The 19,004-nt window shown below is 39.2% G+C and carries 15 protein-coding genes and 5 tRNA genes; 5 read left to right on the top strand and 15 right to left on the bottom strand.

The genetic code is table 11. From position 1 onward, the window contains the following. Positions 1-8: 8 nt before the first annotated feature. The 5 genes from C9J41_RS18975 to C9J41_RS18995 are packed head-to-tail and all read right to left on the bottom strand — an operon-like array spanning position 9 to position 2,513. Complete coding sequence (locus tag C9J41_RS18975) at positions 9-659, bottom strand: DUF4310 family protein (protein WP_107208305.1); 651 nt, start codon at positions 657-659, stop codon at positions 9-11. Between the two features lie 20 nt (positions 660-679). Further along, entirely contained in the window at positions 680-1,456 is a 777-nt protein-coding gene (locus tag C9J41_RS18980; RefSeq protein ID WP_060989726.1) for a DUF4311 domain-containing protein, read from the bottom strand. A gap of 46 nt (positions 1,457-1,502) precedes the next feature. Next, entirely contained in the window at positions 1,503-1,799 is a 297-nt protein-coding gene (locus C9J41_RS18985) for a DUF4312 family protein (RefSeq protein ID WP_107208304.1), read from the bottom strand. A gap of 1 nt (position 1,800) precedes the next feature. Beyond that, complete coding sequence (locus C9J41_RS18990) at positions 1,801-2,163, bottom strand: glycine-rich SFCGS family protein (protein ID WP_060989724.1); 363 nt, start codon at positions 2,161-2,163, stop codon at positions 1,801-1,803. A gap of 2 nt (positions 2,164-2,165) precedes the next feature. Further along, positions 2,166-2,513, bottom strand: a complete 348-nt coding sequence (locus tag C9J41_RS18995; protein WP_107294894.1) for a transcriptional regulator — start codon at positions 2,511-2,513, stop codon at positions 2,166-2,168. Between the two features lie 493 nt (positions 2,514-3,006). On the opposite strand from C9J41_RS18995, the gene C9J41_RS19000 reads away from it, so the two are divergent. Genes C9J41_RS19000 through C9J41_RS19010 form a run of 3 tightly spaced genes read left to right on the top strand, consistent with a single transcriptional unit; the run spans position 3,007 to position 6,112 of the window. Further along, positions 3,007-3,879 (top strand): hypothetical protein, encoded by an 873-nt coding sequence (locus C9J41_RS19000; RefSeq protein ID WP_107288024.1) that lies wholly within the window; start codon positions 3,007-3,009, stop codon positions 3,877-3,879. A 14-nt stretch (positions 3,880-3,893) separates the two neighbouring features. Beyond that, positions 3,894-5,021, top strand: a complete 1,128-nt coding sequence (locus tag C9J41_RS19005; RefSeq protein WP_107294895.1) for a BamA/TamA family outer membrane protein — start codon at positions 3,894-3,896, stop codon at positions 5,019-5,021. Beyond that, on the top strand, positions 5,021-6,112 hold the full coding sequence (locus tag C9J41_RS19010) for a DUF4056 domain-containing protein (protein WP_107294896.1): 1,092 nt from the start codon (positions 5,021-5,023) through the stop codon (positions 6,110-6,112). Before C9J41_RS19005 ends, C9J41_RS19010 begins: the two co-directional genes overlap by 1 nt. A 106-nt stretch (positions 6,113-6,218) precedes the next feature. On the opposite strand, the gene C9J41_RS19015 is transcribed toward C9J41_RS19010, so the two are convergent. The 8 genes from C9J41_RS19015 to C9J41_RS19050 form a co-directional block, all read right to left on the bottom strand. Beyond that, positions 6,219-7,385, bottom strand: a complete 1,167-nt coding sequence (locus C9J41_RS19015; RefSeq protein ID WP_233220422.1) for an EAL domain-containing protein — start codon at positions 7,383-7,385, stop codon at positions 6,219-6,221. A gap of 916 nt (positions 7,386-8,301) precedes the next feature. Next, the gene (gene uvrB / locus C9J41_RS19020; protein ID WP_107294898.1) at positions 8,302-10,272 is read right to left on the bottom strand and encodes an excinuclease ABC subunit UvrB; all 1,971 of its coding nucleotides are present in this window, start codon (positions 10,270-10,272) and stop codon (positions 8,302-8,304) included. Between the two features lie 244 nt (positions 10,273-10,516). Further along, positions 10,517-11,077 (bottom strand): 3'-5' exonuclease, encoded by a 561-nt coding sequence (locus tag C9J41_RS19025; RefSeq protein ID WP_107208297.1) that lies wholly within the window; start codon positions 11,075-11,077, stop codon positions 10,517-10,519. Positions 11,078-11,487: 410 nt separating this feature from the next. Continuing rightward, a tRNA-Asn gene (locus C9J41_RS19030) sits at positions 11,488-11,563 on the bottom strand. Positions 11,564-11,570: 7 nt separating this feature from the next. Beyond that, positions 11,571-11,655, bottom strand: a tRNA-Tyr gene (locus C9J41_RS19035). 9 nt (positions 11,656-11,664) lie between these two features. After that, a tRNA-Thr gene (locus C9J41_RS19040) sits at positions 11,665-11,740 on the bottom strand. 43 nt (positions 11,741-11,783) lie between these two features. Continuing rightward, a tRNA-Asp gene (locus C9J41_RS19045) sits at positions 11,784-11,860 on the bottom strand. 39 nt (positions 11,861-11,899) lie between these two features. Then, positions 11,900-11,990 (bottom strand) — tRNA-Ser (locus C9J41_RS19050). Positions 11,991-12,258: 268 nt separating this feature from the next. On the opposite strand from C9J41_RS19050, the gene C9J41_RS19055 reads away from it, so the two are divergent. Together C9J41_RS19055 and C9J41_RS19060 are read left to right on the top strand one after the other, a co-directional pair. Beyond that, positions 12,259-12,882: a hypothetical protein gene (locus C9J41_RS19055; RefSeq protein ID WP_107208296.1), complete on the top strand. Its 624-nt coding sequence runs from the start codon at positions 12,259-12,261 to the stop codon at positions 12,880-12,882. A gap of 73 nt (positions 12,883-12,955) precedes the next feature. Further along, positions 12,956-13,759 (top strand): helix-turn-helix transcriptional regulator, encoded by an 804-nt coding sequence (locus tag C9J41_RS19060; RefSeq protein WP_105061658.1) that lies wholly within the window; start codon positions 12,956-12,958, stop codon positions 13,757-13,759. 44 nt (positions 13,760-13,803) lie between these two features. Here C9J41_RS19060 and C9J41_RS19065 read toward each other — a convergent pair whose 3' ends face one another. Together C9J41_RS19065 and C9J41_RS19070 are read right to left on the bottom strand one after the other, a co-directional pair. Further along, a complete protein-coding gene (locus tag C9J41_RS19065; protein WP_105061657.1) occupies positions 13,804-14,088 on the bottom strand; it encodes a hypothetical protein in 285 nt (94 codons plus the stop codon). 244 nt (positions 14,089-14,332) lie between these two features. Beyond that, complete coding sequence (locus C9J41_RS19070) at positions 14,333-18,730, bottom strand: M36 family metallopeptidase (protein ID WP_107294899.1); 4,398 nt, start codon at positions 18,728-18,730, stop codon at positions 14,333-14,335. Between the last annotated feature and the right edge of the window lie 274 nt (positions 18,731-19,004).

The following is a 19,004-nucleotide window of genomic DNA, read 5'->3' on the forward strand; positions in this document are numbered from 1 at the left end:
TTCAAGGATTAACTGATAGCAACAGGGAACAGTGAACCAAACACCATTGCACCGATAATCGCACCACCTGTAATAGGTTTATTCCATTGATAGAAAGCAAGCGCACCAATTAAAGAGCCAATACCGATTGGTAGTGATGCTGCAATTGCTGATAACACAATCAGAGGACCTAAGAAGCGACCCGAAGAGTTACCTGCGCCCATCATGACATCGGCACCGTAAGTCGAGTTACTTTGGTTGATGGTGTACTTTCGCGCTAGGATGATCACATAACCAATAGCGACACCAAGGAAGAAACCCACAACCAATGAGGCAGCAAAGTTTTCGAGTGGATATACAATACCTGCGCCTAATAACAGTGCTGGTACACCTAAACCAATACCAGTTTGAATAGCACCACCGATATCTAAGATACCCACCAAGGAACCTTCAATGATGCGAGCAAAAAGGAAACTTGCACCAAACGCCGCTACTGCACCGTAAACACCGGTATCCATACCCGCTCTTAACATGGCGACGAAAGCCACCTCGTTAAAAGCACCGATACCGTAGAGGTAATACATGTGTGTACCAGCAAAAACACCTGATGACAGCAAGCCAACAAAGAATGGGAAAGACCAGTCAGCGTACCAAAAATCATTCTTTAATTTATCGTCCATTTTCTTCAACTCCGGCTCGGTTATTTACCGCTGATACTTCCGTGGATGTAATGCAGCCAATCAGGAACAGTTAGGCTAAAGGATTCTAATACCGCAATATCAAAGCCACGGAAGAAGCCACTTAGAACAAACAGAGCGATAACGGCAAACAACATACTTTTCGTTACTTTATTCCAACCGCTATCTTCCACACCTTTACCAATCAAGATACCAAGTACTAAACCAGGCACGGCGTTACCCATGATCATTTGTGCCAAACCACCGAAAATAGTTGCCCAAAAACCAGAACGCTTACCTGCTTCAATCGCTGCTAACCAGAAGATCACCGGCATCGCCACGTTAACCAGCATGTTTGCTGCCGGAACCAGCACTTTTACCGCTGTAATTTGTAAGCTTTCAGGTACCGCTGATGCGGTTGAGTTAAGAAATGCCACGACAATCATACCGATGATGCCGCAGGCAATACCCATCTTCTTCGGATCATGTAAGGTTTGGGTGACATCACGATTTTTTACCATCAATGCCGCTGCGCCCCAGTTCGGTAAAATACGGTGGTCAACGTCTTGGGTAAATGCACCAGCAGCGACTGATGATGCCCAAGCATTGAAGAAAAAGCCTAAACCGAAAGAGAAGTGAGAAGCAGGATCCCCTTCACACGAGTTTAATTCCCCTAAAGTACGGAATGCCCCCATACCTTGAATAGTTGGAGCGTGATACATACGAGCAGCGCCGACACCCACGCCAACACCCACTAATGCACCAATAATTAGTGACTTTATTAAAATAATGAAGAACATTTATATACCTTTATATGTAGACACAAATAATGTTCGTAGCTAATAATTAGATTTGTTTGAAATTTAATTCATCAGTTTCTATTAATGTAATATTTACAGTGACATTAATAGTGATGGAATAAATAGATTTTTCTCGTGGTAAGAAAAAGAACATAAACTTCTCAGTAGTTTGTTTATGTTCTGCACTTATTATTTCAACATCCACAGGTTCAATTCGTAAAATAACGTTATTAGTTTCTTTTAGAATTGTTTTTTGAACATTATTTAGTGCAGAACTAAAAGCTGATTGTTTTGTATTTCCTTTACCACTGACTTCAACCGTCGTAGTAATAGATTTTTTCATATTAACCGTGATGCTTTTTAATAAAGGCTTCAACTAACTTTTGACCAAGCTCTTCTTTATCCATAAAGCCAAAGCCTAAAACGTTACAACCTTCATTGATAGCTGTTACACCTTCTTCAACAGAACGCATACCGTAACGTGCTTTGTAACCATATTTGGTTTGGGCAGTAATTGCCCCAGCACCACCACTACCACAGAATGAAATACCAAAATCAGCTTGCTCTTGGTGCATCACATCACCTAGCTTCATATCTGCTGCCATACCAGGGATCACCGTTACAGCGCCGCCCGCCGCTTCTACACCCAAACCAACTTTTTGACCTTTACCTAAACGATCACCAATTACTACTTTAATAGTTGTCATAATTACACTCCTAATTCACACGTTAATTCGTTTTCTTTTGCCACTTCAAAGTGGACTGATAATAAATAGGTTTCTTCGTACGCTAAGGTAGGGAACCAAGAAACCACATCTGCTGATAATTGATGAGATAGTGGGGAAATATCTTCAAACATATCGACTTCAATTTCTGGTAATGACTCTTTTGTATAAGAGCGAATGACCATTGCTTTTAAATGTGTAAATAACATTTGTTGCTGAATAGCATCAGGAAAAATATTATTTTCTTTTAAAAGTGAAATTGCTTTTTTATAGGTATCTTCGCATTCCAACTCATAAATGCTGTAATCAACCGAAAACTTATTTCCAGACACTTTATCTCTCCTTAGTAATATAAGTGTCACCACTTATTGAATATGGTCATAATATTGATACGTTGAGCTAATGTGTAGATGATTGATTTCCATTTCAAAGCGGAAAAGGAAATTAATAGCAGATCTATGTCATATTTTTCTTATTAACCACATATAAATCAGTAATTTATCAATTAATAAGAAATAAAAAACCACCAAAGAAAAGAAATACTTATCGTTAATTCTGTGATTTCCTCCACAAGCGAGCAGAAAACGGCAAATAAAATAGCGCTATAAACATAAAGGTATATGCAATTTGGAAATAGAAAACGATTACACTTCTTTGCTTTCCTTGAACTAGGGACTGTAACAATGTTCTGAATTCGGTAACTTGAAATCAGTTGGGTATAGTTATGTAACATATACTTACATTATAGATAAATCATTAAGTATGCTTAAATCAAATGCCAACTTAAAATGCGCGCCATTATAGAATTTAACTGGCATTACACACATGCGATTAGCGCATTCACTTTTCCTTAGTAGCCTAGCGTTTTCCTCATCCACTTATACATATGCTCAATCTTTTACTCTCCCTCTTTGGAAAGAAGAAGCTCAAGCTTTAGGTTACGAATTACCCAAACCGATTGGCTTTAATTTGAGTTACATGGCATTAGAGCAAGGCATTGATGTAACTAGCATTGGCTTTAATGGCCTTAACCTACCTTCTTTTGTGCGCAACATCGATATGCAAGCAGAGCAAGGCAAACAAACCAGTGAAGTGCTCACCCTACGGGCGGATATGTGGCTATTTCCGTTTCTGAACCTCTATGTCTTAGGTGGCAAGATGACGGGTAAATCGGAAACTGCAGTGAACTATGATGTTGCTATTCAGCCTTTATTCCCAAACCGCCCAGACCGTCACCTCAAAGGCCGCATTGATAACTTCAAGCTTGATCTTGATGGCTACTTATATGGTGGTGGTGTAGTGCTTGCCGGTGGCTATAAGCGATTCTTTGGCTTAGTTGATATCAGCTATACCGAAACAGAGCTAACCGTCATCGACGGCAGTATTTCTGCATGGGTGATCAGCCCTCGTGTAGGTTACGACTTTTATCAACAAGGTGTACCACTACGAGTTTGGGCCGGTGCGATGTATCAAAATGTTGAGCAATCGCTATCTGGCAAACTCACCGATCTCAATCTTCCTTCAGGGTTACAACCTTGGATTAAAAATGGCAGTTTCCATATCGAGCAACAACTGTCGACACCATGGAACCCAATCCTCGGGATGCAATATCAGCTCAATCCAAGTCTGTATTTATTGGCAGAAGCCGGCTTTGGCGATCGCTCCAGCCTATTTACATCCATTGATTTTCGTTTTTAAGTCAGAGATCAGCAATGAAACCTTGGCAACTTTCCCCATTATTGATTATTTGTAGTTTTTCTCACTTAGCCTTTGCTGATACAACACAATCAGGTTGGGTAGATCAACTACTGGAAAAACTCGGCGCTAGTGAAACGATTGATACTTCAGAAGGTATTGATTGGGGAGTATTGCCGGGGCCTTTTGCTAACCCTGAACAAGGGGTCGGATTTGGAATGGCTGCGGTTGGACTTTACTCACCGACAGGCTGGACACCCAGTACACCGTATTCAACATTAGCGATTAAATCCTATCTATCCTCAACTGGCTCTTATGGATTAGGGGTTGAAAATCGCAGTTACTTAAATCAAGACAAACTGCGCTTGATCGGTGATGCATGGATCAGCCATTCCCCCCAACATTACTGGGGAGTAGGAAAAGCTGCCGCACAAAACGACAACAATAAACGTGAGTATAACGGCCAGATCATCAAACTTGCGCCAAAGGTGTCATACCAGTTTTTACCTCATCAATACGTCAGTGTTGGCTGGGATTATCAACATTATTCACAACAAACCTTAGCAAAGACTAACGATGTTAGTGAGCACAAACTTTCAAATCAACAAAGCAGTGGTATAAGCATTGCGTTGGAATATGACAGCCGAGATTTTGAACCCAACCCATACCGTGGTCAATTGTGGTTCGCGGAATGGGTTGATTACAAAACCACATTAGGCTCTGATCAAAATTACACACGCCTGACCATGAACTACCGTCAATATGTTCAACTTGATAGCAATAACATTATTGCTTGGGATGTCTACGGGCAACGGGTTGATGGTGATATTCCTTGGTATGGCTATGCGGAAATGGGTAACGATAAACGTATGCGTGGTTACTATACAGGGCAATACCGTGATCGTTATTTACTGTCTGGACAAATAGAATGGCGTCATCGTTTTAACCATCGTCATGGTATGGTGACCTGGTTTGGCGGAGGTAATATCGCCAATAAAAGTGAGCAGTTACTTTCAAGTAAGCTATTACCTAGTTTAGGTGTCGGCTATCGCTTTGCCTTTAAGCCCCGAATAAATGTGCGTGTCGATTACGCCATTGGTAAAGACAGTTCCGGTTTTTATTTTCACATCAATGAAGCTTTTTAATGAAAATACACGCACCTTTGATCGCAGCATTCAGCCTTTGTGCTTTATTCGTCAGCCCATACAGTAAAGCATTGGATGCGCCTATTGGCGTGCGTCCATGCTGTGCCTTTGGTCAAGATTTAAAAACCGAATTATTAGGTATGCCCATTCCTTTTTTCTCAGTAGAGAATATTGTCGATATACCAATGCTCGGTAAACATAGCTACAACGATGGATCGCAAAGCGTTATTTCAAGCTTATTCGGATTAGGCGGTGAATCTAATGGCTTAATCTTTACGAGTAAGGGGGGATTTATCGATACAGCTCACGTCCGAGATACGGCAGATTTCACTTATTATTTATATCAACAAATTCGCCAGCATCTTGGATCCCATTATCGAATAATCTTACCCACGGAATTACGGGCGCGCCACATTCGGTTACAAGAGAATAAGCAACTACTTACAAATAAAGAGAAACAATCACTGAGTCTCGAGCTTGCGGCTCTATTAGCTTTTCGATTAGCACAATGGCATGAAATCGCACAGTGGTTTGGCTATGAATCAATTATTGGCTTTCCTGAATATGTCTCTGCTTTTTCACCTGAAGATCTCTATTCCAACATGTTAGGTGCTATCACAGCTAAACAAGTGCTAGAGCAGCAACCCGATCTTTCTCCGTCAGATTTTTCTCAAGCCATGACTGATGCTTTTAACGATCAATTACAGCAATTAGGCAGTGTTTCAGCAGAAGAAACCAAACGCAACATACAGCAGTTAAATGGTCAGTGGTGGGATCACAATACACGTTTGCCACAAAAGTGGGTGGTGTTAAAACGTGATTATCAACTGGGATTAACTCTCTACCCTAATGGGGTAAAAAACGGAGTTCCTCTTTCTTTATCTACCGAACTGAGCAACGGTGATAATAATGGTATGTGGGCGGAGTTGTATTTACATAATGTAGGCAATGAAGAAACGTTTAACGCGCTCGCTCCTGAGCTCACAAACAATATGGTCTGGCAACCCGCTCAATTTAAACAACTCGCTACTTTTGCAAAACAACAAGATTATAAAGAACGCGGCAAAACTACCCAGGTAGTTAAAGACTAGAGTTAGCAAATACTCACTTACGATTAACCTTATAAAATGACAGAGCTAAAAAAACTCTTCTTGCACAGAGTGCAAGAAGAGTCAGGGTTATCACTAAGATGCTATATTAGTGAGAACGATATATATCCATAAAGCTTTCTATTGACATCGGTTTATAAAAGTAAAACCCTTGATATTGCTTAATTCCCCATTGATCTAACATCTTTTTTTGTTTTTCTGTTTCAACGCCTTCAGAGATGACAGAAAGCTCCAGTTTTTGGGCTAATAGCACTAAAGATTCAACAACATAAATCGATTTAGGATTATGTTCAATTTGCTCAATAAAACAACGATCTATTTTTAAATAATCAAAATTATAATCCGTCAAATAATACGGTGAAGAGTACCCTGTACCATAATCGTCAAGCGCAAAGAACATGCCATTTTGATGAAATTTTTCCATACGCGCTTTCACATGAACATTCGAAAATGGTGCTGATTCCGTAAACTCAAGCACCAGTTCAAACTTAGGCGCCAATAATAAACTCGCTTTATAAATACTTTCGTCAAACAAACAACGTTCCGTCAAATTAAAACTCAATTTTAGTTTTTTACTCAAAACCATTAACTGACTTTGATAAACCTGTGTCATCAAAGAGCAGGTTAACAAGGATGTTAAGTGTTGACTCTCTATATAGGGTATAAATAAATAAGGCGGTAAAACCTGACCTTTTTTAGTAATCCAACGAGCTAAGACTTCAGCCCCAATAATATCGCCTTCCTTATTAACAATGGGTTGAAGGTATGGACGAATAATATTGCGTTTGATACAAACTCGTACCCAGATTTTTTTGCAGTAAGCGGCCGATGTATAACTACTTACCATGCAGCCCAATAAGAGCATTAACAAGTAAACATATTTAGTTTCAATAAATTGTTTTAGAGCGAGTGCCGGATCAACATCAACAAAAAAATCAGCGTCGTCGAGATGAAAATAGTACTCATCGCGATGATTTAACAAATCATGCTTAACTAACTGATTACCTTCACCAATTTCAATATTATCAAAAACGGTAATATAGCCTCTACCAATACTATCGATAACATTAAAACGAAGCGGTTTAAAATATATTTTTAAGTAAGTATTCGCTCCAACTTGCAACGTATAAGACAAGGTTGGCTTATGCGTTAGTAAGCTTTTTACCTTAATATTAAAACCTTTTACTGCCTTCATCTTCATTGAATACAGGCGATTTCCAAATGTACTGTATACATAATAATCATTATAAATCACAGATATACTGCTAACATCTTTATGATCGGAGACATAACGCTTTAACTCCCTCTGCTCAGCTAAAGTCGGAATCGTCATCTTCGAAAACATAGGAACTAGTGTATCTTTACTATCAACAACTGAATAAAAGGTTTTCCGTTGTATTTCATGCTCATTGTGAATTTTTGTATCAATATCGTGTTGATAAAGTAGATAAGTACCGCATGCAAAGATAATGAAAAAGAACGTAGAGCACACGATCAATGTATAAAGCTTCATGTATTTAATGTTCATATAAGAACGATCCCATTTAAAGCCATATTTATTGCGTTGTATAGCACCATAACAACTCTTTATAACAAACTAAAGGAAGCAATTACGCCCCAGATTCATTCTTATAAAATGAATACACTTAAATTCTATTTTCTATCGTAGCATATGATTTTCCAGCACGATGACTGATAAAACTAAGATCTTTTATATTAAGAATGAACATACGCTCTTTCTCACAATATAAAATATACATCGCTGATATTCGCGCGCGACGTTGTAAAAAGGCCAATATAGCTGGAGGAGTATTCACCAAAATGATGACTGCTTTTATCTATTCAACTTTAGAATTTTTATACCGTTTATTTTCTATAAAAATCGGGCGGAGTATATCAAAACTTAATGTAATTACAATCACAACACAAAAACAAAACCACTAAACAACACAAATAAAACGTAAATTCATCAATGAGATAAACTTACAATAAAATTCACTTATCTTGTTAACAAAAATATATTGCAATAATTCAGTATTGTTCCTTATTTTTAATTAAAGTCATACTTATCTTATTCAATAAGAATATAACAGATGAATATAGTTAGGTTGATTGTGAGTAATTAAGGCCGAGTCATTACGACCTTAATTAGATGTCAATTAGTATCCTTTTTACATAAATATGAACTGACGATATAACTCATTGAGCTTTTCTCTAAAAATACCAACGTGTATTTCATCATTCGTATCACAAGCCACCAATAGTTCTTTTTCTGTTGTCGTAATTTGCTGGCATAACTCTGATAGATTAGAGCAGAACTCAACACTATGTTGTGCGGGCTCATTATTATCTATCCTTGCTTTTTTACGTTGAGAGGAGGCTGGTGTAATATTATGCGCTTTATTATATTCCACCTGACGCTCTCGGCGTTGTTGTGATTCCTTCATCGCTTGCTGCATTGCAGGCGTCATTTTATCAGCATATAAAATCGCTTTACCGTTTGCGTTACGGGCTGCACGACCAATGATTTGAATCAGCGCCTGTGTTGAACGCAAAAATCCCGCATGATCGGCATTTAACACTGCGACCAATGAGGCCTCTGGAATATCTAACCCTTCTCGTAACAGGTTTATCCCAATAAGCACATCAAATTTACCTGCACGTAAATCATCTATAATTTCAACCCGTTGCTCGGTTTTTACTTCTGAATGAATATAACTGACCTTAATACCTTGTTCTACCATTAACTCATACAATGCCTCTGCACTTTTTTTCGTTAATGTCGTCACCAATACGCGTTCATCTTTTTGCGTACGTTCTGATATTTCTTTTAATAGATCGTCAGTTTGAGTCGCTAAAGGACGCACTTCAACAATAGGATCAAGCAAGCCTGTCGGGCGAATGATTTGTTCTATAACATGCTGCTGAGATTTTTTGAGTTCGTACTCACCGGGGGTAGCTGATACAAATACGGTTTGTGGTTTTATTTGCTCAAATTCTTTAAACATTAAAGGTCGATTGTTCTTCGCTGATGGCAACCGAAAGCCATAATCAATTAATGTCTCTTTACGACTCACATCACTGCGATACATTGCAGAAATCTGCGGGATCATCACATGGGATTCATCAATAAACAGTAAGCCATCTTCCGGTAAATAATCTAATAAGGTCGTCGGTGGCAAGCTAGGATCGCGATCGTTTAAATAACATGAGTAGTTTTCTAATCCTGAACAATATCCAAGCTGCTGCATCATTTCTATATCATGTGTCGTGCGCTCATACAGCCTTGCCGCTTCCACAATACGATTTTCATTATTTAATTCAGCGACACGCATTTCTAATTCTTTTTGAATTTCAATGCTGGCTTTCAGTAACTTGTCTTTTGAAGCGGCATACAAGGTTTTTGGAGAAACAAAATAATGCTCAATGTCGCCCAACACTTTCCCTGTAATAGGGTCAAGCCATTGTAGTTGCTCAATGGTGTCATCAAACATCACCACACGTATTGCTTTTGATTCTGAATCTGCTGGATAGATATCAAATATTTCACCATGGACACGGAAAGTTGCTCGTTCAATCGTTCGCTCACAACGGCTATATTGTAGCGCGACAAGACGTTGAATAAAGTCTTCCCTTTCGATGGTCATACCCACTGATAACGGAATTTGTACCGCGCGATATTGAGCTGGATCGCCTAAGCCATAAATAGCAGATACCGATGCCACGACAATCACGTCTTTACGTTCTATCAACGATTTGGTGGTCGATAAACGTAATCGTTCCAATTGTTGATTCACTGCAGAATCTTTACGAATAAAGCGATCGCTACCAGGAATATACACTTCAGGTTGGTAGTAATCGTAATAAGAGACAAAATACTCGACAGCATTTTCAGGAAAGAAACGTTTCATTTCACTATAAAGTTGTGCGGCAAGCGTCTTGTTATGAGCCAATATTAAGGTAGGACGCTGAAGACGATGGATCATATTTGCCATCGTGAAAGTTTTCCCAGATCCGGTAACCCCTTGCAGTGTTTGGTGTGTAACACCGTCTTGAATATTACCGATTAATCGCGCTAAAGCTTCAGGTTGATCGCCTGATGGAGGATAAGCGGAATGCAAAATAAACGTATTCTGTGACATAAAAGTTACCTTTTAATGAGCGGCTTTTGTCAGTATACATAACGCATTATATTTTGCTGTTTAAACACTTAATCCCTTGCTACAAACTAATATTAATATTTTAGTTATCCAACTATCTCCTCAAGTATTGGCACCGAATCACAAAATATAAACAACAGCATTTTCATCGCACGAATTACATCATACACATAAAAAAGCCGACTCTATCAGTCGGCTTTACTAAACAAATCGATTGGAAGTAACACTATTCCTGTGTTGAATCTGTGTCTTTTTCACAGAACATGGTTGCCGCTAAACGCGCAAGGTTATACGCATCGACATAACCCGAATGCTGACGCCCTTCCCATTCAACACCAGCAATTTCCATTGCGGCACGTTGACCTAATCGTTTATTCGTCACATGACGCTGTAATTTAAATAAAGTGGCAAGATTTAAATATTCACGAAAAGGGACTTTGAGCTCTTTAGCTAAACATTCCTTTTTCAAAATACGATCATCATGTCCCCACGCTGCATAGATCTTATGTCGACCACCAAACTTTTGTTCGATCGATTTTAATATCACAGAAAGCGGCTTGCCATTTTTTTCAACGACCTCAGGTTTGATGCCCGTTAGTTCAGTACAAAACGGTGAGATTTCATCTTTTGTAGGACGCACATAATGTTGTGCCCGACGAACAATTTTTCCGGTGTTGAGATCAAGCTCTGCCACACCAATTTCGATGATTTCACCGGTTCTAGATGTGCGGCCATCATTCCAACAACACATTTCGAGATCGAAACACACAATACGGTCAAAATTCATTAGTTATCCAAGTGTCACAGGCAAAACAGCCGTTAATAATACCATTTTGTGTTAACTGCTTCATCCGTTAAGAGATGAGAGAAACCTATTCTATGGCGTTAATAGAGAAAAACATACAGCGAAATAATTAAGCTCACACTATCTGTAAGTACCGATCAACAACGTACATTTTGCCCTTTAGTTTATACCGTTTTTAATACTGGATTACATATCAGTTGATAAGAAAATCAAAGAAGATGCCGCTTGGATTGTGGGATCATCGTGTTCTAACAGTAAATTGCATAATCCTTTGTATGGTTACGTCAGTGAGTTAAGAATAGTTAATAGACCTTTATCACCCAATGAGTAATTAACAAAAGCCTAGATTTCAAATGTAAAAAAGCCCGCAATTACTTGCGGGCTTTTTTATTTGGCTCCTCCTGCTGGACTTGAACCAGCGACATACGGATTAACAGTCCGCCGTTCTACCGACTGAACTAAGGAGGAATTATAATGGTGGTGGGGGAAGGATTCGAACCTTCGAAGGCAGTGCCGGCAGATTTACAATCTGCTCCCTTTGGCCACTCGGGAACCCCACCGAAATTTAATGGTGCCGACTACCGGAGTCGAACTGGTGACCTACTGATTACAAGTCAGTTGCTCTACCTACTGAGCTAAGTCGGCACTATAATTTCGTCTATTTAACGTAACCGTTAAATCTAAATGTTGGCGGAGCGGACGGGACTCGAACCCGCGACCCCCGGCGTGACAGGCCGGTATTCTAACCAACTGAACTACCGCTCCAATTCTTTATGAAACCCGATAAATCGAATCTCTAGAATATGGCGGAGAGATAGGGATTTGAACCCTAGATACGCTATAAACGTATGCCGGTTTTCAAGACCGGTGCTTTCAACCACTCAGCCATCTCTCCGTAAGTGCGGCGAATATTACCGATAGATTTAAAATCTGTAAAGCCTAATTTTAAGAAAAAACACCACTCGATTAACAAATAATCAGAGTGTTAATAAAGGTAACAATATCGCCATTTGTAATCCATTTCGACGTTTATTTTTCAAGCAATACCGCGCTTTACATATCTTCTCTTCTCGCAAGGGATTAAACACAATGTGTAAAGCTTGCATATACTAAAATCAGTTATCGCGCTTTTTAAGCGCTATTGAGATACACAAGGATGTTATATGCCATTCTATATAATACTTATTGCTGTTATCTTTTTTTGTTCGGGCTGTGTTGCGCTCTATCCCGCTCAATGGCAAGCCATCACGGTTATTGATGAACTCACAGGTGAGCCTGTTTGTCGTGTACGCGCAATCTCTCCAATGCAAACGGATAGCAGCTATTATCCTATTGTTGATATGGTTCATGATCAGGTAAGAGTCGGCATGCACAGCCCAGATCAAAACCCCTTGCCCGTTGGCGATATCCAATTACAGGTAGATAGTCATTATCGTTGGCTAATCAAGCAACGTGATATGCCCTATTACCTTCAACAACAAATGGATATTACACCTCATATTCTAATAGGATACGATCATTACTTAAGTCATATGAACATGCATCAGCGTGATGAATTACAACACAGTTTTAGCACTGTAACGGCAAAAGCGTTGGCTTCAAGATCGCCTTATACCGTTGCCACAGGTGATGCTGCTAAATCTTTATTTAATCAAATGCTAACAGGTGAGTTTTTAGAATATCGAATATTTCAAACTCCATTGCATGGATTAACCGTAGGCCGCTACCCTTTAGCCCATGATTACCTTAAAGCACTACAAACTTGCGGTATCGACTGGTACCCATAAGTTATCAAAGTAGATCAATAACCTAAAACCTGCGTATACTATTCTTATCACATCATATGACAGCTAAAGTTCAATGAAAAACGTATACCAACCTTTATTTGATGATAATAATCCACCCGGTGATATCTTTTTTGGTCATACGATTTTTCTGCCAAATACAGGAACAATGAAACATGCTCATCCGTGGGGACAATTGCAACTAATCAGTGGAGGGATCATTGAATTAAAAGCGGAGAGTAAACACTTTCTTGCCCCTCCCCAGTTTGCATTATGGGTACCACCAGCAATGGAGCATCAAAGTTATATTCGTCGTAGTTTAAATTATTGTTCAATGAACATTACCAAGCCACTCGCTAATGCGTTGCCGAATTATGCCTGTTTATTGGAAGTCAGCCCATTAATGCAAGCCATGGTGAGTGATTTACGCGAGCGCCGGATTGTTAGCCCTGAAACCCCGCAAGATAAACGCTTAGTGAAGGTGTTGTTTGATCAGGTATTAATGAGTAAAGAACACCATCAATACTTACCAACAAGTGATGATAAGCTCCTACAAACAATATTGATTGAACTTGAAAAAAACCCAACCAATAATCGCAGTTTAGCGGAATGGGCAAAAATGCTTCATACGACAGAGCGTACCCTTGCCCGTCACTTCAAAGATAAACTTGGGATGAACTTTACCGAATGGAGACAACGACGAAAGTTTATCTACTCACTACATTTACTGCGTAGTGGTTTATCAGTAAAAGAGATTGCATTAACACTGGGCTATCATCAGGCATCTCCCTTTATTACTGCGTTTAAAAAGCAATCAGGCAGTACACCCGATCAATATCGTCAGCGCTTAGGTGATGAGGCGATGCCACCGAAAATATAATTGTCTATATTGTTACTGCTCGCATCCATATTACTGATATTAAATTACTTACGATTCCAACGAGCAAATAGAATTTTACTACTCAGTAGAGTAAATACACTGCATTCACCATCGTGGATATAATCAGATTGAAATTCAGCAGTGGCATTATTCGCTAAATTTTTCACATATTGCTTGTTATCCACGATCACGATTTTAGTAAAACCACGCGAATACGGTGATACATCGTACTTTAAAAATTGTAAAGCGCGCTGTGGATCCCGCGTTGTGGTAATAATATCAGGGTAATGAGAAAGTCCATGCGTAATTTTTAATTTAAAAAATGCCATCACACGTTGTCAGTAACTTGAATTTTCGCGATAGTATTAAGATACGATTGACGCAGCAAGCACTCCCTTTTCGCTATTTATTCACTGTTACAGTTAATTACCATCTACTCGTCATTAGACATGTTTTGATACAGGTATTTGATAATTTAAGAGTCATTATAGACGCTAAGAGTAAACATACGATTTAACCAACAAAAGAAAGCCCCGCTAAATAGCGAGGCTTAAATGTGTCACTTATTAACAATTAATGACGTAATTCATCGAGTGGATAAGCATCTAACTCATCAGGGACTTGATCATCATCATCATCATCATCTTGGATATCAGGTTTCTGATCGTTATCCGTATCAGTTAAGTGAGTACGCGTAATAATTTCATACGATACACCACCAATTTCTTCATTACTCCCCGTCGCTGTTGTACCTAACTGCATCACATCAAGATGGTAAAGTGCACTTTCTTTGTCTGTAATAGGCATAGGATCGGCGCTAAAGCGTAATTGCACATTTGCTTCATTAGCATTACCTGTTGGGGTTTGTAAATTACGAATAATAAAGGGTAATTGAGTGATCTCTTGCCATTCATCAACGCCTGTAAACTCAAGCAAATTAATCGCTAATTTACCACCATCAACTAAGAAGCGTTGCTGTTCATCATGACCTATTTGCAAAACAATCTGTTGATTATTCGTCTCGATCCCTCTAGCAATAAACGATATTTTTTGCTGCTGATTAATCAATAAATCAACCACATTCATATTCCGCCATGCAATATTATTGTTCTGACGGGTGTTATAGTTAATGCTCGCTGTTTCAGGGAAGCTCATTGGATCTTGTGGGTTAATTAATCGTGCCACTAAACAATAATGTCCCGTTGTTGGTGGCTCCCAAGCAACTGTCGCTTCTACATCAGCCCCCACGGGTAGAGTGCCGATGGTATCAGTACCCAGCAATGTCCAATCCGCAGGCCACGTTAATCCAGTAGATGCATGTGCCCAATACACTTCAACAGTGGTATTAAAGGCCGTTGCTGCACCACGATTTTTCACATTAACGTAAATTTCATTTTTCTGGCCAAACTCTGGATTTTGATGCGGACCTGGGCTACCTGCAACCACACGGTTCCAAATCGCTTTACTGCGCCACATCGATTTACCAACCATATTGGCATCAGGCTCATTGCCCGTATCAGGTGCAGGACCAAAGTAATCATAATGGGTATCTTCAACCCACACATCAGCAGTCTCGTCACATGAGCTTGGAATACCAAAGCCATTAGTAACATTTAAACTATTACTACTTGGTGATATTGCATCAACACCAAGTCCAAAGCCTGCAAACGTACGCCAGATTAAGCACACATCTTCACCCGAATAGTTATCGATAGCAGCTTGGATAATACCGTCGCGTGTATCAATAAAGCTTGGTGAACAAATGGTATTTTTCAACCCTTCGGTGAAATACAACATGGCACGTTGGTTACCGCTTCCCCCTAATGAATTATACAAGTTAATATCAAAACCATGTTCATCAACCAATGCCCAGTACACTTCCCATGCCGCTTGTGCCCATACAGAGCCGACCCCATGAGGTACTGACATACCTGAGGTAATACTTTCATAAGTATAATTATTTATCGTTGAATCAGTACTGTAACGTTGCGGACGTATACCTGCACCCGAGGTTGGTTGACCTAATACATAGGTCCCCATCGCACGAGGATCGGCCCCTGTGAGCCCAGCTGGTTGAGTCATCATTAAGGCATAAAGATCACTGATCCCTTCTGATGGTCGTTGGTAATTACTTAAACAATTTACATTGGCAGGGCCACCGACTAAACGATTTGAAATACCGTGAGCATACTCATGGACAATAATCGCATTATCAAAATCACCGTCACGCTGTGGAGTGGTATATGACCATAGGTACATTTGCATTCGAGGGCGTGTACCATCAGCAGGCGTCCAGAAGTTAGCATTATTCATTCCCCCGCCATCTTGCGCTTCGGCTTTAACATCATCGCCACCAGCACCGGGTGCTCCATATTGATTGACTTGGAAATTCCCTGAAGCTTGATCAAAGCCATATAGATAGGTGATATCGTGAATAATGTTATTCCAGTGGAATAAGTTTGCTACAGCCGCATCGCTGTTGTCTTGTGGTGGTAGAGTAAAATCCAGTGGGAAGACACAACTTATACCCGCCAAACAATCAGGCTCGACTCCTGTTGGTGAACCTGAATTATTTGAATCATTATACGCATGAACATTGTTACCTCGCATGATGGTATATTCATTGCCAATGGTGGCATTTATATCATGCCATCCCCATGGTGAACCGGGACTTGCCGCCGGATTAACTTCAATTTGTCGAGCGTTAACAGGTGTTGCATGATTCGGTGATTCAACAGGATATTGAAACACTTCATAGCTGTGCTCATCAACCTGATCAAAGTAAGCGAGAAGTTCACCACTATTGGCATCAACCAACATTTGATAGACATGACGTTGATCATGAGTAAAGAGTAAGAAAGACCATGCCAAACGTAGTTCATCATTTTTGACTGGCATGTAAACTAATTTAGCGTCAATCGGCTCTCTTGAAGCACTGGCGGCATTAACTTTTGTTGCTTGATCATCTGCGCCAAGATCTTCATTTTCAATGGTTGGCTGGTGGCGAACCTTGATCCCTACTTTTTCAGCCGCATTAATGATCGCTTGCTTAATCGTTATGGTGGGTGGTTGCTTACTCAAAATCACTTGATCAATATGTGGTGAGAAGGTGTTATTCACACTTAAGATACGACCATCACGATTCACATTTACTTGTAGCAAAGCATTAAAGACATCACGCCCATGGATTTTTTGTTGTAAGTAAAAACGCTTCGCACCTGTCGCTGCAGTTTCATAAACTTGTTGCTCTACATTGGCAATATCGGTAGGTGATAAATGTAATAATCGTCGATTATCTTCAAGAAAATCCATCACCACTTGCTCTGTGGTTTTACTTGGATCAGCATCAGTCAAATAGCCTGTCTGATTATAAAGAACACGCGCTACACCTGTGCGTTTTTCATAATCAATTTTCACCGGCGGTATTCTTACCATCATGTCATTAGCAAGGTTTATTTGCTCTGTACTGGGTAAAATATTGATATTTTCAGTTAAAGATACCCGCGTATCATAGTTTCTTGATTCAACAGCATCTGCTGGTGGTGATTCAGGGATCATTAAATATAAATCAACATTATTGATGCTTAGAGGTGCAGCATTAACGACTTTTTCAGCGACATAACCAATCGCTTTAGCCTTAATATCGTGTTCACCTATAGATGTATTGAATACCAGCGCACCATCACTGGTCGACGGATCTTCCCCAGTTACACCAATAGGAGTTGCTGCATCATCAATAAAGATTTGAGCATCTTTAACAGGGTTACCGTTGACATCATAAACATTCACCACAAAATGGGCATTAAGTGCCGTTACAACATCAATCGTTGTATCGTTAAACGTCACCTGACAGCCTAAGGTTTTATCATTGTGCTCTAAATGAAAACTCTCTGAAGTACAACTTGCAAATGCAACAGTCGGATTATCCGCGGTATCGAAAAATTTTAATGTTAAAAACAAACCATGGATCTGTGTTTGAGCAAAATTCAAATTCATCGGTAGCGTTGCGATGTAACTATCAGGTGTATTTGGATCTTGGGTAAATATCACTTGATCATCAAACACTATCATATTGTTAGGATCTAATAGCTTAAGCTCAGTATTAAGATCTGATAATTGCTGAACATGGGTAATAATCGAGTTAGGAATTTTAACCGTGATATCTGTAGTCTCTCCTTGCTCATTAAATGTAATGACGCTGACCCCCATCAATGGAACCACATCATAATTCGCAATAGCAGTATTTTGATCAATATTTAATACTTGGTTTGGTATATCTAAATGTCCCACTTTTTCAGTGTCATTGTAGAAATTAATATCAACGAAATAGCTACCATATTGGATATTAAAAAAAAGATCAGATTGCGCTGAATTTTTGTTGATTAAAAACTTCATTTCTTGATTATTATCAAGCCCAATACCAACAATAGGGGTTCCTAAACCTAATAAATTTAATTCGTTAGGATCGACTTTAAAAAAGACTTTAGCCATTTCAGGATTAACAGAAACGTCAATATCAAGTTTGCCTAATACAGGGGTTAAATTCATCGCAATAGGGGAATTACCATCGACAATATTGGTGTTCGCTTCACCATGATATTTTTGTCCATCATGCTCAATATCAAGCATAAGATCATAATTACCCGGTGTTAAGCCAACCGTTGTTTCCGATTCCACTTTAAACGTATCAAGATGTAGATACGCTTTCCAATCGAACTCATCGACAGCATTCGTAGCTGTATTCGTTGCTTGTAAAGTCCCCACTAATAAGATTGGTGATGAAGTATTTTTTCCTATTTGTTCATTTTTTGTGGAGGGGATAGCCATACGAAATGCAGTGAATTCAGGAGTAAAATCAATGACTACAGTTTTACTATCACTACTGGGTGCTACTGTATCTTCACTGCTACCATTACAACTCACAATACTTATTAGCATTGCGAGCCATATAAACACTCGGATAATTTTCATGAGCAAGCCTCTATTTATCTCAGTTTACTTTGCGAATACAAATTAACTTTGTGATTATAGAAACGGTTTATTTTTTATTTGTCTTGTTTAAAAGAAAGAAAATACTTAATAAATAAGTACCATTGAAATGTTAAAAATAGGATAAATATAACAAGTAATTAAATAAAATATTAGTTAAAAAAAAAGCGAGCAAGATGCTCGCAAACGTAATATACAATACAAAAGTGATTATAATTCAAGATCCTTCTTAAATAATTAATCCTTAGTACGATAA

The organism is Photobacterium sp. GB-50 (assembly GCF_003026755.1).
Classification (GTDB): Bacteria; Pseudomonadota; Gammaproteobacteria; order Enterobacterales; family Vibrionaceae; genus Photobacterium.